Annotated in this window: 21 protein-coding genes and 1 riboswitch; of the genes, 11 read left to right on the forward strand and 10 right to left on the reverse strand. The window is 69.3% G+C overall.

The genetic code is table 11. The features are described from left to right. Positions 1 to 20: 20 nt before the first annotated feature. The 3 genes from JOD67_RS26190 to JOD67_RS26200 form a co-directional block, all read right to left on the reverse strand. Positions 21 to 293 (reverse strand): hypothetical protein, encoded by a 273-nt coding sequence (locus JOD67_RS26190; RefSeq protein WP_205120349.1) that lies wholly within the window; start codon positions 291 to 293, stop codon positions 21 to 23. Between the two features lie 119 nt (positions 294 to 412). Beyond that, positions 413 to 934, reverse strand: a complete 522-nt coding sequence (locus tag JOD67_RS26195) for a hypothetical protein (RefSeq protein ID WP_205120351.1) — start codon at positions 932 to 934, stop codon at positions 413 to 415. A gap of 5 nt (positions 935 to 939) precedes the next feature. Beyond that, positions 940 to 1,443 carry a winged helix-turn-helix transcriptional regulator gene (locus tag JOD67_RS26200; protein ID WP_205120353.1) on the reverse strand — a complete coding sequence of 168 codons (504 nt, stop codon included), beginning with the start codon at positions 1,441 to 1,443 and terminating at the stop codon, positions 940 to 942. 74 nt (positions 1,444 to 1,517) lie between these two features. Here JOD67_RS26200 and JOD67_RS26205 point away from each other — a divergent pair, with 74 nt between their 5' ends. After that, positions 1,518 to 2,108 (forward strand): dihydrofolate reductase family protein, encoded by a 591-nt coding sequence (locus JOD67_RS26205; RefSeq protein ID WP_205120355.1) that lies wholly within the window; start codon positions 1,518 to 1,520, stop codon positions 2,106 to 2,108. Continuing rightward, positions 2,108 to 2,917, forward strand: a complete 810-nt coding sequence (locus tag JOD67_RS26210; protein WP_205120357.1) for an MBL fold metallo-hydrolase — start codon at positions 2,108 to 2,110, stop codon at positions 2,915 to 2,917. Before JOD67_RS26205 ends, JOD67_RS26210 begins: the two co-directional genes overlap by 1 nt. On the opposite strand, the gene aroF is transcribed toward JOD67_RS26210, so the two are convergent. Next, a complete protein-coding gene (gene aroF, locus JOD67_RS26215; RefSeq protein ID WP_239554054.1) occupies positions 2,914 to 3,948 on the reverse strand; it encodes a 3-deoxy-7-phosphoheptulonate synthase in 1,035 nt (344 codons plus the stop codon). The genes JOD67_RS26210 and aroF overlap by 4 nt on opposite strands. 224 nt (positions 3,949 to 4,172) lie before the next feature. Between aroF and JOD67_RS26220 the strand changes: the two genes are divergently transcribed. The 6 genes from JOD67_RS26220 (at position 4,173) to JOD67_RS26245 (ending at position 10,464) form a co-directional block, all read left to right on the forward strand. Further along, positions 4,173 to 5,213, forward strand: coding sequence for a threonine aldolase family protein (locus JOD67_RS26220; protein WP_307782560.1), 1,041 nt, complete (start codon positions 4,173 to 4,175; stop codon positions 5,211 to 5,213). A gap of 307 nt (positions 5,214 to 5,520) precedes the next feature. Continuing rightward, positions 5,521 to 6,519, forward strand: a complete 999-nt coding sequence (gene add / locus JOD67_RS26225) for an adenosine deaminase (RefSeq protein ID WP_205120360.1) — start codon at positions 5,521 to 5,523, stop codon at positions 6,517 to 6,519. 72 nt (positions 6,520 to 6,591) lie between these two features. After that, the gene (locus JOD67_RS26230) at positions 6,592 to 7,422 is read left to right on the forward strand and encodes an RraA family protein (RefSeq protein WP_205120361.1); all 831 of its coding nucleotides are present in this window, start codon (positions 6,592 to 6,594) and stop codon (positions 7,420 to 7,422) included. After that, on the forward strand, positions 7,406 to 8,662 hold the full coding sequence (locus JOD67_RS26235; protein ID WP_239554056.1) for a mandelate racemase/muconate lactonizing enzyme family protein: 1,257 nt from the start codon (positions 7,406 to 7,408) through the stop codon (positions 8,660 to 8,662). The genes JOD67_RS26230 and JOD67_RS26235 overlap by 17 nt, the downstream gene beginning before the upstream one ends. A gap of 9 nt (positions 8,663 to 8,671) precedes the next feature. Continuing rightward, positions 8,672 to 9,469: a M55 family metallopeptidase gene (locus JOD67_RS26240; RefSeq protein ID WP_205120362.1), complete on the forward strand. Its 798-nt coding sequence runs from the start codon at positions 8,672 to 8,674 to the stop codon at positions 9,467 to 9,469. Between the two features lie 13 nt (positions 9,470 to 9,482). Further along, a riboswitch (guanidine-I (ykkC/yxkD leader) is annotated at positions 9,483 to 9,587 on the forward strand. A gap of 43 nt (positions 9,588 to 9,630) precedes the next feature. Continuing rightward, the gene (locus tag JOD67_RS26245; protein ID WP_205120363.1) at positions 9,631 to 10,464 is read left to right on the forward strand and encodes a class I SAM-dependent methyltransferase; all 834 of its coding nucleotides are present in this window, start codon (positions 9,631 to 9,633) and stop codon (positions 10,462 to 10,464) included. Between the two features lie 475 nt (positions 10,465 to 10,939). Here JOD67_RS26245 and JOD67_RS26250 read toward each other — a convergent pair whose 3' ends face one another. Continuing rightward, entirely contained in the window at positions 10,940 to 11,359 is a 420-nt protein-coding gene (locus JOD67_RS26250; protein WP_205120364.1) for a hypothetical protein, read from the reverse strand. 78 nt (positions 11,360 to 11,437) lie between these two features. Beyond that, a complete protein-coding gene (locus JOD67_RS26255) occupies positions 11,438 to 12,751 on the reverse strand; it encodes a class II 3-deoxy-7-phosphoheptulonate synthase (RefSeq protein WP_239555546.1) in 1,314 nt (437 codons plus the stop codon). A 39-nt stretch (positions 12,752 to 12,790) separates the two neighbouring features. Between JOD67_RS26255 and JOD67_RS26260 the strand changes: the two genes are divergently transcribed. After that, a complete protein-coding gene (locus tag JOD67_RS26260) occupies positions 12,791 to 12,937 on the forward strand; it encodes a hypothetical protein (RefSeq protein WP_205120366.1) in 147 nt (48 codons plus the stop codon). Here JOD67_RS26260 and JOD67_RS26265 read toward each other — a convergent pair. Beyond that, positions 12,907 to 13,932 (reverse strand): 6-phosphofructokinase, encoded by a 1,026-nt coding sequence (locus JOD67_RS26265; protein WP_205120367.1) that lies wholly within the window; start codon positions 13,930 to 13,932, stop codon positions 12,907 to 12,909. The genes JOD67_RS26260 and JOD67_RS26265 overlap by 31 nt on opposite strands. Before the next feature lie 232 nt (positions 13,933 to 14,164). After that, positions 14,165 to 14,923: a lysophospholipid acyltransferase family protein gene (locus tag JOD67_RS26270; RefSeq protein WP_205120368.1), complete on the reverse strand. Its 759-nt coding sequence runs from the start codon at positions 14,921 to 14,923 to the stop codon at positions 14,165 to 14,167. A 144-nt stretch (positions 14,924 to 15,067) separates the two neighbouring features. Here JOD67_RS26270 and JOD67_RS26275 point away from each other — a divergent pair, with 144 nt between their 5' ends. Continuing rightward, a complete protein-coding gene (locus JOD67_RS26275) occupies positions 15,068 to 15,829 on the forward strand; it encodes an alpha/beta hydrolase (RefSeq protein WP_205120369.1) in 762 nt (253 codons plus the stop codon). A 39-nt stretch (positions 15,830 to 15,868) separates the two neighbouring features. Beyond that, positions 15,869 to 16,672, forward strand: coding sequence for a hypothetical protein (locus tag JOD67_RS26280; RefSeq protein WP_205120370.1), 804 nt, complete (start codon positions 15,869 to 15,871; stop codon positions 16,670 to 16,672). Positions 16,673 to 16,688: 16 nt separating this feature from the next. On the opposite strand, the gene JOD67_RS26285 is transcribed toward JOD67_RS26280, so the two are convergent. Further along, positions 16,689 to 17,126, reverse strand: a complete 438-nt coding sequence (locus tag JOD67_RS26285) for a DUF6210 family protein (protein WP_205120371.1) — start codon at positions 17,124 to 17,126, stop codon at positions 16,689 to 16,691. 10 nt (positions 17,127 to 17,136) lie between these two features. Next, a complete protein-coding gene (locus JOD67_RS26290; RefSeq protein WP_205120372.1) occupies positions 17,137 to 18,312 on the reverse strand; it encodes an ADP-ribosylglycohydrolase family protein in 1,176 nt (391 codons plus the stop codon). Between the last annotated feature and the right edge of the window lie 4 nt (positions 18,313 to 18,316).

Genomic DNA, 18,316 nt, shown 5'->3' on the forward strand with positions numbered 1-18,316 from the left:
CGAGAACGGATTGTGCCCGTTCACGCGGCCGGTGCTCGCAGCCGGATCACCAGCTGGATGTCGACATGTCGGGTGTGCAGGACGACCCCGCGGTCGAGCGGTTCCCCAGCGGCCGCGAACGCGGTCACCCCGGTCACCACGTAGTCGTCGTCCTCGGCTGAACCCTCGGCGCCCCGTCCGCTCCCGTTCGCCTGCACTTCGGCAAGCGCGGTCGTCAGCGCCTCGGTATGTTCCGCCAGAAACGAGTGGAGTGCGAGCTCCACGGCCTCCTCACTCGGGCCGTCCTGTCGCATGGTCTGTCTCCTCTGTAGACGTCGTCCCAGTCCGTCCACTGGAGATGACACCGAAGGCGGCGAAGCATGACGCGATTCCCGAGAACTTTGTTGACTCACCGGTAGCCGCCGAGCGATCGCTATGACCTGGCCCATCCGGTGAGCTCGACGATCTCCGCGGCGAGGTCCTCGACCCGGCGGTGATCGGTGCGGACGCGCGTCGCCCACTCCGGCGTGAGGCGATCGAGGTCCCGCTCGCCGACCGGCGTCGCCTCGAGGTTGGCGAGGTGCCAGCCGAGCCCCGCTCCCCTCTCGCGCTCACCGAGCCGCTGCCGCGCGGTCTCGTCGGTACAGGTGAGCAGCACGCCGACAACCCGAGGTTGACCACCCATCAGCGTGACCAACCTGCTGGCGTTCTTGATGCTCGCCCAGTTGGTGAAGATCAGGCGCGTACAGCCGAAGTCGCGATAGTTGCCCCAGAGGGCCTGGAAGTTCCGGTCGAACAGCTCGGGCGGTGCCTGCGGGATGGCGACGTCCAGCCAGTCGCCCTCCATGCGGCAATGGCCGACACCTGCCTGCTGGAGCTGCGCGGAGACCTCGGCGCTGACGGTCGTCTTCCCGGCCGCGGACCGACCGGCGATCAGCAGCAGGTCGGAGTCCACCCCGGCTACCCGTGCTCTCGTTGGTCTTGCTCGGCGGCCGCCGCGTGGGCGGCGTCGAGGCGTTCGAGGGGGCTGGGGCCGTTGGACGGCTTCGGCGGGGCGCCGAGGTGGCGGACGCGAAGCTCGTCCATGAGCTCCTCGAGGAACGCCGGACCCTCGTCGTGCATGAGCTGCTGACGGATCCGGAGCTCGGCGCTACCGGGGCGCCAGTCGAGGCCCCAGTTGCCGAGGGCGTAGATGATCGGCAGGGTCTGGATGCCCGCTTCGGTGAGGCTGTAGCGAGCGCGCTGCCCCCGTACCGCCGTGCCGCGGGTGAGGATCCCCGCGTCGAGGAGCCGTACCAGGCGGTCGGCGAGGATGTTCGAAGCGATGCCCTCGATCGACCCGGTGAGCAGAGCCCGGAAGTAGCGGCGGTCACCGAAGATCAGATCGCGCAGGACGAGCAGCGCCCAGCGGTCCCCGAGCACCTCGACGGCGGCGTTGATCGGGCACCCCGACCGTGGCTCCACGACTCCTCCTTGACACGTTATCCGCCCTCACTATAGTGATTGCGAAACGCAACCACTAGGTGAAAGAAGAGCCGATGGGCCGCTTTGTCTACTCGATGCAGGTGTCCCTCGACCTGCGCATCGAGCAAGTCCCGGGCGACAACGGCGCCGGCGAGTGGTTGCGGATCGACGAGGAGCTGCACCGCGAGGCCAACGCGCGGACGCGGGGGCTCGCGCTCATGGTCCATGGCCGGGTGTTCTACGAGGTCATGGAGGAGTTCTGGCCACGGACCCACGAGGATCCGTCGCTGCCGGACTTCATGCACGAGTACGGCGAGATCTGGACCGCCAAGCCCAAGGTGCTCGTCTCCCACACCCGCCACAGTGCCGACCACAACACCCGGGTCATCGGCGGAGACGACGCGATCGAGCAGCTCGCCACCCTGCGTGCCGAGACCGACGGCAGCATCAGCGTGGGCGGCGCGACGCTTGCGACGCAGCTGCTCCGGGCGGGGCTGCTCGACGAGTTGATGCTGTGGACCCATCCGGCGATCCTCGGCTTCGGCAGGCCGCTGTTCGACGACTACGACCTGCCGATCGAGCTCGACCTGCTCGAGCAGCAAACGTTCAACCAGGGCGTCACGATGCACCGCTACACGATCCGGGATGCGAAGGAGTCGAGCTAGTGCTGAAGCAGGTCGCGGAGGGTGTGCTGACCCACCAGAGCGAGTTGATCGCGAACAACGCCGTTGTCGTGCAGGGCCGAGCCGGCGTGTTGGTCGTCGACCCGGGGCTGACCGGCGCCGAGCTGGCCTGCCTGGCGAACGACCTTCGGGAGCTGGGCCAGCCCGTCGTGGCAGGCTTCGCGACGCATCCCGACTGGGATCACGTGCTCTGGCACGCCGAGCTCGGCGACGCTCCTCGCTACGGTACGGCCCGCTGCGCCGCGTTTATGGAGGACGTACGGTCGAAGCCGGACTGGAAGGCCCGCGCCGCCGAGGGGTTTCCGGAGGAGATCGCCGACGACGTACCGCTGGACCTGTACGGCCTCATCACCGGCTTGCCGGCCGAGACCACGCAGCTTCCCTGGGACGGCCCCACGGTCCGGATCATCGAGCTTCCGGCGCACGCTCCGGGCCACGCGGCGCTGTTGGTCGAGGCACGCGGCGTCCTGGTCGCCGGCGACATGCTGTCCGACGTGCTGGTTCCGATGTTCGGCTACGACACCGCCGACCCGCTCGAGGACTACCTCGCCGCGCTGCGGCTGTTCGAGGACGTGGCGGGCGACGTCGACTTCGTGGTCCCGGGCCACGGATCCGTCGGCGGAGCTGGCGAGCTGCGGGCACGGATCGAGCTGGATCGCGCGTACGTTCAGGCCTTGCGCGACGGCAAGGAACCCAACGACCCGCGGATCGGCCCATCGGCCAAGCCCGGTTGGGAATGGGTGAGCGACATCCACACCGGACAACAACAACACTTCGGCCCAGGCAGCTAGCTCTGCGCGACGACCGCGGCGGGGCAGCGGCCGAACATCGGGGGCAGCTGGCGTACGGCGGCGGCGAGCTCGCGGAGATCGGCTCCCGCCAACGCCTGCTGGCCGTCGACCAGCGCGTACTCCGGCTCCGGATGCACGTCCACCATCAGCCCGTCCGCCCCCGCGGCGATCGCGGCCCGGGCGAGCGGCACGACGAGCTCGCGGCGCCCGCAGGCGTGGGACGGGTCGACGATCACGGGCAGGTGCGACAGCTGCTGCGCCAGCGGGATCGCGGACACGTCCAGCGTCGAGCTGGTCGAGGGCTCGAACGTACGGATCCCCCGCTCACACAGCACGATGTCGAGGTTGCCACGCTGCGCGACGTACTCCGCGGCCAGCAGCCACTCCTCGACCGTCGACTGCACGCCGCGCTTGAGCATCACCGGCTTGCCGGTGCTGCCGACGCCCTCGAGCAGCGCGAAGTTCTGCATGTTGCGGGCACCGACCTGCAGCATGTCCGCGTACGACGCCACCAGCTCGACGTCGCCCGCCTCGACGACCTCGGTCACGACGAGCAGCCCGGTCGCCTCGCGGACGTCGGCGAGGATCTTCAGCCCGTCCTCGCCGAGTCCCTGGAACGCGTACGGCGACGTGCGCGGCTTGAACGCGCCGCCACGCAGCATTGTCGCACCCGCCGCCGCGGCCAACCGGGCCGCGCCGAGCGTCTGCTCCGCGCTCTCGACCGCGCAGGGTCCGGCGATCAGCGTGAACGTCCCCGGCCCGATCGGGATCTGGCGCTCCGGCGGTCCGACCAGCACGACCGACCTCGAGTCGTGCAACCGGCGGCTGACCAGCTTGTACGGCGCGGACACCCGGATGACCTCGGTCACCCCCGGCAGCGTGTGCAGATTGAGCTCGTGGAACCGGTCCGCGTCCCCGACCAGTCCGACGATCGTCCGGACCACGCCTCGGCTCACGAACGCCTGACCGCCTACGGACTCGACCCGGTCGACGACGGCATCGACCTGTTCCTGCGATGCGTCGGCGGACATCACGACCACCATGGCGGGCTGGCTCCTCGTACGGACCGGCGCTCGATGCGCTGGGGAACTGAAGAGTAGAACCGAAAAACGACCCGCAACGGCCGCAATCCGTCATCTGGACGTCACGAGTGAGTAACAGGTTGAGGGCATTCCAACGTGCGGGAAACGGACACCCCTTTCACCCGCCGAGACGGGCCGTGGGCGCCTTCCGCGAGGCGCGATAGCGTGCCGGTGTGACCGAGCTCGTGGACCTTCGCAGCGACACCGTCAGCCGACCGACCGAGGGCATGCGCGCCGCGATGGCGAAGGCCGAGGTCGGCGATGACGTGTTCGGCGACGACCCGACCTGCCACGCGCTCGAGCAGCGCGTCGCCGAGGAGCTCGGGCACGAGGCCGCGATCTTCACCGTGACCGGCTCGCTCGCCAACCTGCTTGCCATCCGTTCGCTCGTCCCCACCGGCGGCGAGGTCATCTGCGAGGCCACCGCCCACATCGTCCGTGCCGAGCTCGGCGCGCACGCGATCCTCGCCGGTACGACGACCCGCACCTGGACCGCGCCGCGAGGGCAGGTCGACCTCGACGCGATCCGCGTCCTGCTCGCCCCCGACTCCGGCCCGTACTTCGTCTCGACGGCGGCCGTCGCCGTCGAGAACACCCACAACTTCGGCGGCGGCAGCGTCCAGTCGATCGAGGTGCTCCACAAGCTGCGTGAGGAGACCCACGCGGCCGGCGTCGCGCTGCACCTGGACGGCGCGCGGCTGTGGAACGCGCATATCGCGACGGGCCTGCCGCTGGCGGAGTTCGCCGACCTGTTCGACACGATCGCGGTCTGCCTGTCCAAGGGCCTCGGCGCGCCGATCGGCTCACTCGCGGTCGGCAGCGCGGACCAGATCGCCGAGGCGCGGGTGTGGCGCAAGCGGTACGGCGCGGGCTGGCGTCAGGCGGGCGTGCTCGCGGCAGCCGGGCTCTACGCGCTCGACCACCACATCGACCGGCTCGCCGACGACCACGCGAACGCCAAGGCGATCGCCACGCTGCTCGCCGACGCGGTGCCGGGATCGGTCGACCCGGCCGAGGTCGACACGAACATCGTGATCCTCGACCTGTCCTCCACCGGCCGCACCGGGACCGAGGTCGCGGAGGCCGTACGCAAGGACGGCATCGTGCTCGCCGGAGGCAAGGACCGGCTGCGCCTCGTCACCCACCTCGACGTCGACGCCGCCGGCTGCAAGCGTGCCGCCGAGGCCATCGCCAAGACCCTCAAGGTCTCCTAAACTCGTGTTGCTTTGTCGCACCGGTCGGCGGCATAGCCGTCGCCGTCTCGACGGATGGCACCGACGGCGCCGCGCAGCCGGTCCAGTGACCGTTGCTGGTTCAGCGCCGTCGCTGCACCGGGGGCCGAGACAGCAACGGCGCCGCCGACTCTTGTGCGACTAGACTAGAAGCCATGCGCCGCCTGCTCGTCGTGGACCACTCGTTGCCGTTGTACGGCGAGTGCCACGACCGCGGCGACCTCGCACCGTGAGAGCGAACGGCTCGTTCGACGACCCCGTTCACCCCACGCCTGTTGAGGATTCCGTCATGTCGTTCATCACCGACCTGCCCAAAGTCGAGCTCCACCTGCACCTCGTCGGCTCGGCCTCCCCCGCGACCGTGCTCGAGCTTTCCCGTCGCCATCCCGACGCCGGGCTTCCCCAGACGCTGGCGGAGCTCGAGGCGTTCTATGCGTTCCGCGACTTCCCGCACTTCATCGAGGTGTACGGGCTGGTCAGCGCGCTCGTTCGTACCGGCGACGACATCGTTGCGCTGCTCGACGGTCTCGCCCGAGACGCCGCGGCGAGCAACGTCCGGTACGCCGAGGTCACCGTCACCCCGTCCTCCCACCACCTCGCGGGGATCGCTCCAGAGGAGACCATCGACGCACTGAACCGCGGGCGGAAGATCGCCCTCGACCAGCACCGGGTCCACCTGAACTGGATCTTCGACATCGCGGGCGGCCTCGGTCAGGACCTCGCGTGGGAGACCGTCAACTACGCCTTGCGCTACCGGCCCGAAGGCCTCGTCGCGCTCGGGCTCGCCGGCCTCGAGGTCGGCGTCGGGCGGGCCCAGTTCGCCCGTCAGTTCGGGGTCGCGCGCGAAGCCGGCCTGCACTCGATCGTCCACGCCGGCGAGGTCACCGGCCCGTCGACGGTGTGGTCGGCGTTGAACGATCTCGGCGCCGAACGCATCGGCCACGGCATCGGCTCCGTCAGCGACCCGCGGCTGCTCGACCACCTGCGGGAGCACCAGATCCCGCTCGAGGTGTGCCCGACGTCCAACGTGTGTACGCGAGCCACCCAGTCCTGGGCCCAGCATCCGCTCCCCCGGCTGCTCGACCACGGCGTACCCGTCACACTGGCGACGGACGACCCCGGCATGTTCGCGACCACGTTGAACCGGGAGTACGAGCTCGCCGCCGAAACTTTCGGCTTCAGCAACGCCGAGCTCGCCGCCATCGCCCGTACCGGCATCGAGGCGGCCCTCTGCGAGCCCGAGCTCAAGCAGCGGCTCCGCGAGGAGCTCGCCGCGGTCAACCCCTGACCTCGCGACCAGGACCGGACCAGCCGCGCGATCTTCTTTGGTGGAAGGTCGTTTGCCGGCACGATGGAAGTCATGCGGATCCAACCCAGTCGGGACGACATCATCGAGCTCACGAGCGGTTGGACCGGTGACCGGTTCCCCGACGGCCGCCCCCAGGTACCCGACGCGGTGCTCGACCTGCTGCGCGAGGCGACCACCGAGCAGGCGTGGGGCGTACTGCTGAAGCACGGCTACGCACGACAGTTCGCCGGCAGTTGGCGCGAGACCCACCCGGGCACCGTGATCGTCGGCCGCGCGGTCACGTCGCGGTTCCTCCCGCACCGCCCGGACTTCGACGAGGCCGTGGTCGCCGCGGGTGCGCGCGAGTCGCATCTGGAGGCCGACCGGCAGAACTCGTGGATCATCTCGACGCTGCAACCGGGCGACGTGATGGTGACGGACATCTTCGGCAAGGTGTACGAGGGCACGGTCGTCGGCGACAACCTCGGGACCGCCGTCGCCTCCCGTACCGGCGTCGGCGCGGTGATCGACGGCGGAATCCGCGACTACCAGGGGCTGATGGAGCTCGAGGGCGGCGTCAACATCTTCTTTCGCGACGTCGACCCGACGCCGATCCGGGACGTGACACTGGACGGGATCAACGTACCGATCCGGATCGGCCCGGCGACCGTCCTGCCGGGCGACATCGTGCTCGGTACGCCGAGCGGAATCATCTTCATTCCGCCGCAACTTGCTCAGCTCGTCGCCGAAACTTCCGCCGACGTCCGGGTGCGGGACATCTTCGGCAAGCAGCGGTTGTCCGAGCAGCGCTACACCAGTGCCGACATCGACGTACCGAACTGGGCTGACCACATCGAGCAGGATTTCCAACAGTGGAAGGAGAATCTTGCAGGAGAACGTTAGCCAGTACTCGCGTCCCAGCGACCTTCGCATCACCGATCTGCGGGTCGCGACGCTCGCCGGAGTGCCGTTCCGGTCGAGCATCATCCGCATCGACACCAACCAGGGCATCAGCGGGTACGGCGAGGTGCGCGACAACGCGAGCAAGACGTACGCGCTGCTGCTGAAGAACCGGATCATCGGCGAAAATCCCTGCAACATCGACAAGATCTTCCGGAAGATCAAGCAGTTCGGGCATCACGCGCGGCAGGCGGGCGGCGTGTGCGGCATCGAGATGGCGCTGATGGATCTCGCCGGCAAGGCGTACGGCGTGCCCGCGTACCAGCTCGCCGGCGGCCGCTTCCGGGATCGGGTGCTGCTGTACGCGGACACGCCGACCGTGGCCGACCCGTCGTTGATGGGCAAGCGGTTGCTGGAGCGGCGGCAGGCGGGCTACCAGTTCCTGAAGATGGACGTCGGGATCAACCTGCTCCGCACAATCCCCGGCGCGCTGATCTCGTTGCCGGGATCGCTCGACGGACGCGACACCATGCACCCGTTCACCGGGATTCAGGTCACGTCGCTCGGGGTGTCGAAGCTCGTGGAGTATGTCTCGACAGTGCGCTCGGTCGTGGGCGACGACGTGCCGCTGGCGGTCGACCACTTCGGGCACATCGCGTTGGACTCGTGCATTCGCGTGGGGCGAGCGCTGGAACCGTTCACCCTTGCCTGGTTGGAAGACATGGTGCCGTGGCAGCTGACGTCGCAGTGGCGTTCGCTGACCGACGCGATCGCGACGCCGACGTGCACGGGTGAGGACATCTACCTGCTGCAGGGCTTCCGTCCGTTGATCGAGGCGGGCGCCGTACGCGTGATCCACCCGGACCCGGCGACGTCCGGCGGGATCCTGGAGACGAAGCGGATCGGCGACTATGCCGAGGAGTACGGGATCCCGATGGCGTTGCACATGGCCGCCACGCCGATCGCGACGCTGGCCGCGGTGCACATCGCGGCGGCGACGTCGAACTTCCTCGCGCTGGAGCACCACGCGGCGGACCTGCCGTGGTGGGCGGATCTCGTGACGGGATTGCCTTCTCCACTCATCGTCGACGGGCACATCACGGTGCCGGACGCGCCGGGGTTGGGCTTCTCGGACGTGAACGAGGACCTGTTCCGGGAGCACCTCGACCCGACCGACCCGGCATACTTCATCGAGACGTCCGGCTGGGACGGTGAGCTTTCCAACGACCGCCTGTGGAGCTGAATCCCCTTGGTGAGTAGCGCGTTCATCATCACCGACCTGGAGGGCACGGCGGGCGTCACGTCGTTCGCCGACGAGGCGTACCCGGACGCGCGCTACCTCGACCGCTCGCGCCGGCTGGCGACCGCCGAGCTCAACGCGGCGGTCACGGCGCTCGTGGACGCCGGGGTGTCGGACATCCTCGTGTGGGACGGGCATGGGTGCGGCGGGCTCTGGTACGAGGACCTGCACCCGGCCGCGCAGCTGATGCACGGGCTGCCGTTGGCGCCGTTCTCGGTGATCGACCCGATCGTGGACGCGTACGACGTGGGCCTGATCGTCGGGCAACATGCTCGGGCGGGGGTGCGGTCGAGCAACATGAACCACACGCAGAGCAGCCGTTCGATCGACTCTCTCACGTTGAACGGTGCGCCGATCGGCGAGATCGCGCAGTCGGCGTTGTATCGCGGGGATGCGGGGATGCCGTTCGTCTTCCTGAGCGGGGAGTCGGCGGCTTGCGAGGAGGCTTCGGAGGTCGTGCCGGAGATCGTGACGGCTTCGGTGAAGCGGGGGTTGTCGCGGGGTTCGGCGATCTCCTTGTCGCCGGCTCGGGCGCGGGCGTTGATCCGTGACGGGGTGCGGGAGGCTGTCCTGCAGCACCGTTCGCGACCGGTCGCGCCGACGGTGTGGCCGGGGCCGTACGTGTTGGAGAAGCGCTATTTCCACACCGACGCGGCGGATGCGTCGGGTGCGTTGCCCGGGGCGGAGCGGGTGGACGACCAGACCGTCCGTTTCCGGTCGGAGTCGATCCGTTCGATCGTCTACCGGTAGGGTGGGTCGTACGACTGGACGTGGCTAGGGTTCCGCCTCGCTTGTTGAGGGACTGGTCCGAGCGCCGCGACCCACCGCTCCGGTGGTGGGCATCTGACGGGACAAAAGCCTGGTTGAGTGATGTCGGGTCCTAGACCTGCCACCTCCCGGGAGCCTTGGTTATGAAGCCTGTCGACTACGACGCCCGTCAGCACCAGAACTACGCGCGTGGCCGCGCGATGTCTCCGGCCACCCTCCGCTCGTGGATGGACGTGTTCGCCTTGCGGCTCCCCGCGCGGCGGCCGCTCTCCGGGCTCGACCTGGGGTCGGGGACCGGGCGCCTTTCCCCAGCCCTGGCTTCAACGTTCGGTCCGCTTGTCGGCGTCGAACCGTCGGCCCGGATGCGGGCTCACGCCCCCGCCCATCCCCTGGTGCGGTACCTGGCCGGGTCGGCCGAGTCGATCCCGCTGGCTGCTGAGTCGGTGGCCTACACGGTGATGTACCTGTCCTGGCATCACGTGCAGGACAAGCCGCTCGCTTCGCGGGAGCTGGCGCGCGTGACCCGACCCGGCGGGGTGCTGTTCTTGCGGAGCCAGTTCAGCGACCGCATGCCCCGGCTGTGGTGGCTGGAGCACTTCCCGCGCGGGTACGAGGTGGACGCCGCGATGTACGACACCGTCGACTCGGTCTCGTCCCTGCTGGCCTCCGCCGGCTGGCACGTGGAGGAGCTCACCTCGGTCACCTCGCCGTCCTCGCTGACGCGTGCCGAGGAACTGTCGCGGCTGCGGTATCGGACGTTGTCGACGTTCGAGCAGCTGACCGACGAGGAGATCCGAGTGGGCTTCGACCGCCTCGAACGCGCCGTGGCCTCGGCGCCGGACGAACCCGTCCCGGTCTACCCCGAGCAGCTCCTCGTCGCCACCCGCCTCGACAGTCCACAGTTTCGGCGACTTCACCCACCGGGCCGGGGTTCCGAAGAACCCGAGGGCATGCCTCAGCCCCCGTTCGGTGGGTGAAGTGCGCTCGGCTGTGGACGACGTGGACAGCGAGCGACGCTGACGCGCACCTGCAGCCCGTCGCTCAGCCGCGGCGCCGTGGCGGATCGCCCGTCAGTCGACCCACGTCGCCCGGTGGCCGTCTTGGCGGTCCCGAGTCACGGCAGCCAGTGGCCAGTCGCGATGGCCGTGATCGCCGGGCAGGCTGGTCGCGTTGCGGCCCATCGCCGAGCGGCCACGCCGCGACGCCTGCGGCGAATCCTCGCGCGTCACGGCGGCCTACCGATGGCCGTGCTGACGGTCCCGACTCCGGCAGCCAGTGGCGGTCGCGATGGCCGCGATCGCTGGGCAGGCCGGTCGCGTTGCGGGCCATCGCCGAGCGACCATGCCGCGGTGCCCGTGCGTGTCGCCGCGCGTCGAGCCGCGCGTGTTGCGGCGGCTGGTGGCCGGACTGACGATCGGTCGCGGTGCCCTGTGCCGGTCGCGGGCGTGCGCATTAGCTCTGCTCTTCGTTCGCGACCACCCCAGGTCCACGTGGGCCGTCGGGGTCGATGCCGAGCTTGGTGAGGCGGGTTCGGATCGCGTTGCGGTGGCGACCGAAGTGGTCGGCCAGCTCGGCGACCGTCGTGCCGTTCTGGTACTTCTCCATCAGCTGGCGGTCCGCCACGGCGGTCCAGGGTTGGTAGGCGTTCGGGTACTTGCGCCGGATCGAGGCGAGGTCGAGGGCTGGCCCGGTCCCACGCGCGAGTCGCCGCGCGATCGCGGCCAGATCCGTGGCCGGAAGCACGCCGGTCAGCTCGCCGACGATCTGGCCGTCGGCATCGCTGCCGACCACCGTCACCGAAAGGCGGTCGTCATCTGTCTCGTCGACATCCACCTCATACCGATGGCTGCCGACGGTCGTTGTCGTCGTCATGCCAAGAACGCTAGGCGACCACAACCCCCAACGCCGGCAGGCAAACAAGGCCTGTGGACAACCCAGCCTGTGGAGAAACTAGAGCATCTCGGCGACGAGGAACGCCAGCTCGAGCGACTGCGAACGGTTCAACCGCGGGTCGCACACCGACTCGTACCGGTGCACCAGATCCGCCTCTGCCAAGGCGAAACCGCCACCCACGCACTCGGTCACGTCGTCGCCGGTCAGCTCGACGTGCACCCCACCCGGGTGCGTCCCCAGCGCGCGGTGCACCTCGAAGAACCCCTGCACCTCGTCGATCACGTCGTCGAACCGCCGCGTCTTGTACCCGCTCGGCGTCTCGAACGTGTTCCCGTGCATCGGGTCGCAGATCCACGCCACCGACGCGCCCGACGCGGTCACCTTCTCCACCAGCTCCGGCAGCCGATCCCGCACCACCCCGGCGCCCATCCGCGTGATGAACGTCAACCGCCCCGGCTCCCGGTCCGGATCCAGCCGCTCGATCAACGCGAGCGCGTCCTCGGGCGTGGTCGTAGGCCCGAGCTTGACGCCGATCGGGTTACGCAAAGACCGCGCGAACTCCACGTGCGCGCCGTCCAGCTGACGGGTCCGTTCGCCGATCCAGAGGAAGTGCCCGGACGTGTCGTACGGCGTCCCGGTCCGCGAGTCGATGCGCGTCATGGCCAGCTCGTAGTCGAGCAGCAGCGCCTCGTGCGAGGAGTAGAAGTCCACCGTGTGGAAGACCGACGGGTTCGCACCGCAGGCGGCCATGAACGCGATCGCCTTGTCGATGTCGCGGCCGATCTGCTCGTACCGCTTGCCCACCGGGCTGTCGCGGACGAAGTCGGTGTTCCACGCGTGCATCTGCCGCAGGTCCGCCTCGCCACCGGAGACGAACGCGCGGGCGAGGTTCAGTGTGGCCGCCGAGGAGTGGTACATGCGGAGCAGCCGCGAGGGATCGGGCACGCGCGAGGCGGCGGTGAAGTCGTACCCGTTCACCGCGTCGCCCCGATAGGCCGGCAGCTCGACGCCGTCGCGGGTCTCGGTCGGCTTCGAGCGCGGCTTGGCGTACTGCCCCGCGATCCGGCCGAGCTTCACCACCGGCACCGAGCCCGCGTACGTCAGGACCACGGACATCTGCAACAAGGTGCGCAGCTTGTTCCGCAGCGCGTCCGCGCCGACGCCGTTGAACGTCTCCGCGCAGTCACCGCCCTGCAGGATGAACGCCTCGCCGCGCGCGACCGCCGCGAGCTTGGTCTTCAGCGCGTCGCACTCCCCCGCGAACACCAGCGGCGGGTACGTCCGCAGCTCCCGGATCGCGTCGTCGACTGCACCGCCGTCGGGCCACTCCGGCTGCTGGGCGGCCGGAAGTGCCCGCCAGGCGTCATTCAGCTCCACGAGAACCAAGGCTACGGGGTACCCTTCGCGCCTGTGACAGACGGCATCCTGCGCTTCCTCTGGGAGAGCCCGGAGGCGCCGCAGACGTTCGTCGGTGTCGCGTTCGGCACCGACGGCAACGTCACGTTCTATGACCAGCCGAGGCTGGGTCAGCCGAACAGCACCTCGGCCTCGGAGTAGAGCTCCGGCTGCACCAGCTTGAGCTCCTTCGTCGCGTCACCCAGCGGCGCGCGGACGATGTCGGTGCCGCGCAGCGCGACCATCTGGCCCCAGGCGCCGTCGTGCACGGCCTCGATCGCGTGCAGGCCGAAGCGGGTCGCCAGCCAACGGTCGAACGCGGTCGGCGTACCGCCGCGCTGGGTGTGACCCAGAACGACCGCGCGGGCTTCCTTGCCGGTGCGCTTCTCCAGCTCCGCCGCTACCAGGTTGCCGATGCCGCCGAGGCGTACGTGGCCGAACGCGTCCAGCTCCTCGTTGTGCAGCGCGAACGTCCCCTCCTTCGGGGAGGCGCCCTCCGACACGACGATGATCGGCGAGTACTGCGTCTGGAACCGGCTCTCGACGTACCCGACGACCTTGTCCATGTCGAACGGCTGCTCGGGGATGAGGATCACGTTCGCGCCGCCGGCGAGGCCGGAGTGCAGGGCGATCCAGCCGGCGTGCCGACCCATGACCTCGACGACGAGGATCCGGTGGTGCGACTCAGCCGTCGTGTGGAGGCGGTCGATGGCCTCGGTCGCGATGTTGACCGCGGTGTCGAAGCCGAAGGTGAAGTCGGTCGCGTTCAGGTCGTTGTCGATCGTCTTGGGAACGCCGACGACCTGCACGCCGAGCTCGGCCAGCTTCGTCGCGACCCCGAGGGTGTCCTCGCCGCCGATCGCGACCAGTGCGTCGACGCTGTTGCTGGCGAGGTTCTCCTTGATCCGCTCGACGCCGCCGTCGACCTTGAACGGGTTCGTCCGCGAGGAGCCGAGGATCGTTCCGCCGCGCGGCAGGATGCCGCGAACCTGCGGGATGCCGAGCTCCGTGGTCACGTTCTCCAACGGCCCGCGCCAACCGTCGCGGAAGCCGAGGAACTCATAGCCGTACTGGCTGACGCCCTTGCGCACGACGGCGCGAATCACGGCGTTGAGGCCAGGGCAGTCGCCCCCGCCGGTGAGGACACCGACACGCATGACAGTCCTTTCGAAGACTGCAAGAACAACCGGTCGGGTCGAGCGTAGTGGCGCCAGCTGAACGGGATGCGGGCAGGGGGTTTCGAGGTACGGACCACCTGTCCACCACGCGAGACGCCGCTGACCTGCCCCGTGATCATGTACGTGATCGTGAAGGCAAACTGGCGTATACGGCGGCTACGGCTTCATGATCACGTACATGATCACGGCGGCGCGAGGGGTGGGTCGGGGGTCAGCTGGCCTTGCGGACGTCCGCCTCGGCCGCGGTGCTGGGCAGCTCCGCCGCCTCGGTCCCCGAGCGGCGCTTGCTCTGGGCCGTCAGCTCGTCCTTCGCCGACTGGGCGTACACGTCGACGTACTCCTGGCCGGACAGCTCCATCAGCTCGTACATGATCTCGTCGGTGATCGACCGGAGCACGAACCGGTCGTCCTCCATCCCCTCGTACCGCGAGAAGTCCAGCGGCTTGCCGATCTTCACGCCCGGCCGCATGATCTTCGGCAGCGCGCGGCCTGGGGGCTGCATCTTGTCCGTGTCGACCATCGCGACCGGGATCACCGGCGCACCCGACGCGAGGGCCATCCGCGCGACGCCGGTCTTGCCCTTGTACAGCCGGCCGTCGGGCGACCGCGTCCCTTCGGGATAGATCCCGAAGAGCTCACCCCGCTCGAGGATCTTCAGCCCCGCCGCGAGCGCCGGCTCGGCCGCACGGCCGCTGGAACGGTCGATCGGCACCTGCCCGATCCCTCGGAAGAACAACGCCGTCAGCCGACCCTTGAGCCCCCTGCCGGTGAAGTACTCGAGCTTCGCGGGGAACGTGATCCGACGCTTCGAGACCAACGGCAGGAACACCGAGTCGGAGAACGACAGGTGGTTGCTGGCGAGAATCGCCGGCCCTTCCTTCGGGAGGTTTTCGAGCCCTTCGGCCCACGGGCGGAAGATCACCTTGAGCAGCGGGCCCAGGGCGAAAACCTTGAGGAACCAGTAGAACAAGCCGACCTCCGTCTCTCATCCGCACCCTAGGCCCCGCTCCGCGCAGGGGCAATGCCAGAACGTGACGCATCCGTAAACGTACAGTTCCTCGACTGAGCCACCACGGCGTGCGACGATGCGCGCAAACCCATGCAGGAGGTGTCCGTGCAGGTCCAGCCGCATGCCGTCCCCTACCTCGCCGGCGACGGTCCCGTGGGCGTGCTCCTCTCGCACGGCTTCACCGGCTCCCCCGCCTCGATGCGGCCGTGGGCCGAGTACCTGGCCGCTAACGGCCTCCGCGTCGCGTCGCCCCGACTGGCGGGGCACGGGACGAGCTGGCAGGAGATGAACCACACCGGTTGGCCGGACTGGTACGCCTCCGTCGAGCAGTCGTTCCTCGAGCTCTCGAACCAGTGCGAGACCGTCGTCGTCGCCGGCCAGTCGATGGGTGGCGCGCTGGTCCTCCGCCTCGCCGAGCAGCACGGCGCGAAGGTCGCGGGCGTCATCGTCGTGAACCCGTCCCTCGTCAACAACGACCCGCGCCTCATCGCGTTGCCCTTGCTCCGGCGGATCACGCCGTCGTTCCCCGGTCTCGGGAACGACATCAAGAAGCCGGGCGTCGCGGAGAACGCGTACGACCGCCTCCCGCTGCACGCGCTCGCCTCGCTCAAGGACCTGTGGCGCGAGGTCGGCGCCGCGCTGCCGCGGGTGACGCAGCCGCTGCTGGTGTTCCGTTCGACCGTCGACCACGTCGTGGACGGCGCCAGCATGCGCCTGCTGCGGGCGAGGGTCGGCTCGCGAGAAATCGAGGAGCACGTGCTCCACGACAGTTACCATGTGGCCACGCTCGACAACGACGCGCCGACGATCTTCGAGGAGTCTCTCGTGTTCGTCGAGCGGCTCGTTCGGATGCGGGCCACCGGGTAGATTCGATCGAAATAGACGCGCGTAGCAGGGGAGGCGATTTTGCGCGGAAACGGCCTACAGGCCGAGTCGTACGTGGCGATCGCCTCTTTGGACCCGAGCACCGCGGACGTCGTGCTGGAGGCGCTGCGCGAGAGCGGGATCGCGGCGTACGTCGAGCCGACCGCCGCGTCGCCCACGGCGGCGATCAACCTCACCCAGCCGGTCCGGCCGCTGGAACGGCTGTTCGTGGACTCCGGGGCCGAGGAGTCGGCGCGGGAGATCCTGGACCGGCAGCTCGCTGAGCTGGAGGAGCTGGCGTCGCCCGTTCCGCTGCCCGAGGCGCCTTCGGCGTCGGCTGCCGCGCCGGCCGTCGAACGGGACGAGGACCGGATCTGGGCGGACATCGTCGCGGGCTTCCACGCCGACGCCGACCCCGCGCGGGACGTGCACCCGTGGCCGGCGCAGGAGGATGTGGACGAGCCGTCGGCCAAGAAGGTGTCCACGGAGGAGAAGCCGTCCTCCGACGACTCCGACGACTCGCCCTCGGATGCCGAGGTGGCCGCCGCGGAGGCGATCTCGGCCGCCGAGGCGAACGAGGCCAAGCGCGAGGAGGCGGCCCGGGCAGCCGACCGCTTCATCCCGCCGCCCCCGCCGCCGCTCCCCCGCCTCGACCCGCTGATGAAGGCCGCGTGGGCCGGCGCGTTGGGCGGCCCGATCCTGCTGATCCTGTCGGTGATGGCGGCCGGCTACGTCCCGTACTGGTTCGCCCCGGTCGGCGTCGTCGCCTTCGTCGCCGGCCTCCTGATCCTGCTGTTCCGCACCCGCGGCGGCCCACCCGACGACAGCGACGGCGCCGTCGTCTGAGGCGGCGCTGCCGGTGTTAGTCGGAGTTCATCCATACGAGCGTCCCCGGCTCACCGTCGACGAGCACCGGCACCCACGCCTCGTCCGCCTCCGCGATCCGAGCTGGATCCAGCCGCAACCAGTCGTAATCAAGCGGCCAGTCACCTAGATCCGTCGTCGGCTTGCCGACACAGATCTTCTCGACAGCCGTCGCGAGCGCACCTTGCTGTGGAGGCGTCAGCCCTTCGACCGGGCTGCCGGACATCGCCAGGTCCCTCAGGAAGAGCTGGTCCAACAACGGCCGAGCATCGGAAAGGTGGGTGGGCAGCAGAAAGCCCTCAACCCGTCCGTGTTTGCACTTGTAGCCGCCGTACTGGTTGAACCAGCCCACACCCGTCTTCGCATGCACGATGACGAACCCCAGCTCGGCGATGTCGCCCAGCGGGTCGGGTTCGAAGACGTCGTAGTAGCGCACGCCGCGGAGCCTAACCTCGGAACGACTCGGCTACGCGGATCGTGCGGTCGGCGAGGTCGGAGATGCGCACGTTGTCGAAGCCGAACAAAGCCGACCGGACGCGGTCGTGCAACGGTTCGACCCAGTGCGGGGGGATTCCGCTGAGGCCGTTGAGGATTCCCGCCACCGAGCCCGCTGTCGCTCCGTTCGAGTCGGTGTCAAGGCCTCCTTGCACGGTGAGCGCGATCGTTCGGGTGAAGTCGCCCTCGCCCCACAACAAGCCCGCCGTGAGCACTGCGGCGTTGTTGATCGTGTGCACCCAGTGGTAGTGCCCATACCGCGACTCGATCTCCTCCATCGCCGCGTCCCACGACAGCCCGCGCGACGACAGGGCGAGGACGTCGCGCACCGCTTCGGCGAGCCGCGACTGAGGCGGTACGACGGCCAACGAGTCCTCCACCAAGGACCGCACGGACGACGCACCGAACGCCAGCGACACCAGGGCCGCGGCCCACATCTCCCCGTACACCCCGTTCGCGACGTGCGACAGCGAGGCGTCCGCGTACGCCAACCGGGCCGCGCCCAACGGGTCGCCCGGCAGCACGTACCCGAACGCGTCGGCCCGGATCTGCGCTCCGATCCACTCCCGGTACGGGTTCCGCCAGGTCGCCGTCTCCGGCACCGGCAGCCCACGCACGAGGTTCCGGTAAGCCGCCCGCTCAGCCGTATACGTCTGCCGGAACGGCAACCGCTCCAGCCACGCGTCCCCCACGTCCTCAGGCGTCAACGCACGCCCGTGTACCTCCAGCAGATGCAACGCCAGCACCGTGTAGTCGACGTCGTCGTCCCGCGACGACCCGTCGACCTGCCCGCGCACCGTCTCCGTCCACCGCGAGACGAATGCGAACTCCTCCGGCGGCGCGTCGAGCACCGGCACGTAGTCGGTCAGCGGGTACGCACCAGCCAGCTCCAGGTACCGCCGCAGCTTCGCGACCGTCCAGAAGTCGCCGTCCTCGACCGGCTTGCCCAGCATGTTCCCCGCGATCCGCCCTGCCCACGCGCCGTGCACGCGGTCCCGGTACGTGGCGTCCAACGCCACCGGAACGACCGGAACGGCAGGCAGCGAAGCAAACAGCGCCTCCCACTCCGTCGGCTCCGAGTACGTCCACCCAGGGGCCAACCCCAACGCACCAAGCTCGTCCAGCACAGCA

Source organism: Tenggerimyces flavus (genome assembly GCF_016907715.1).
Taxonomy (GTDB): Bacteria; Actinomycetota; Actinomycetes; order Propionibacteriales; family Actinopolymorphaceae; genus Tenggerimyces; species Tenggerimyces flavus.

Excerpts from the sequence above, each read along its gene's own strand:
- JOD67_RS26250 (WP_205120364.1), bottom strand. The coding sequence starts at position 11,359 with ATGACGACGACAACGACCGTCGGCAGCCATCGGTATGAGGTGGATGTC.
- JOD67_RS26205 (WP_205120355.1), top strand. The coding sequence starts at position 1,518 with ATGGGCCGCTTTGTCTACTCGATGCAGGTGTCCCTCGACCTGCGCATC.
- aroF (WP_239554054.1), bottom strand. The coding sequence starts at position 3,948 with ATGTCCGCCGACGCATCGCAGGAACAGGTCGATGCCGTCGTCGACCGG.
- JOD67_RS26190 (WP_205120349.1), bottom strand. The coding sequence starts at position 293 with ATGCGACAGGACGGCCCGAGTGAGGAGGCCGTGGAGCTCGCACTCCAC.
- JOD67_RS26245 (WP_205120363.1), top strand. The coding sequence starts at position 9,631 with ATGAAGCCTGTCGACTACGACGCCCGTCAGCACCAGAACTACGCGCGT.
- JOD67_RS26230 (WP_205120361.1), top strand. The coding sequence starts at position 6,592 with ATGCGGATCCAACCCAGTCGGGACGACATCATCGAGCTCACGAGCGGT.
- add (WP_205120360.1), top strand. The coding sequence starts at position 5,521 with ATGTCGTTCATCACCGACCTGCCCAAAGTCGAGCTCCACCTGCACCTC.
- JOD67_RS26265 (WP_205120367.1), bottom strand. The coding sequence starts at position 13,932 with ATGCGTGTCGGTGTCCTCACCGGCGGGGGCGACTGCCCTGGCCTCAAC.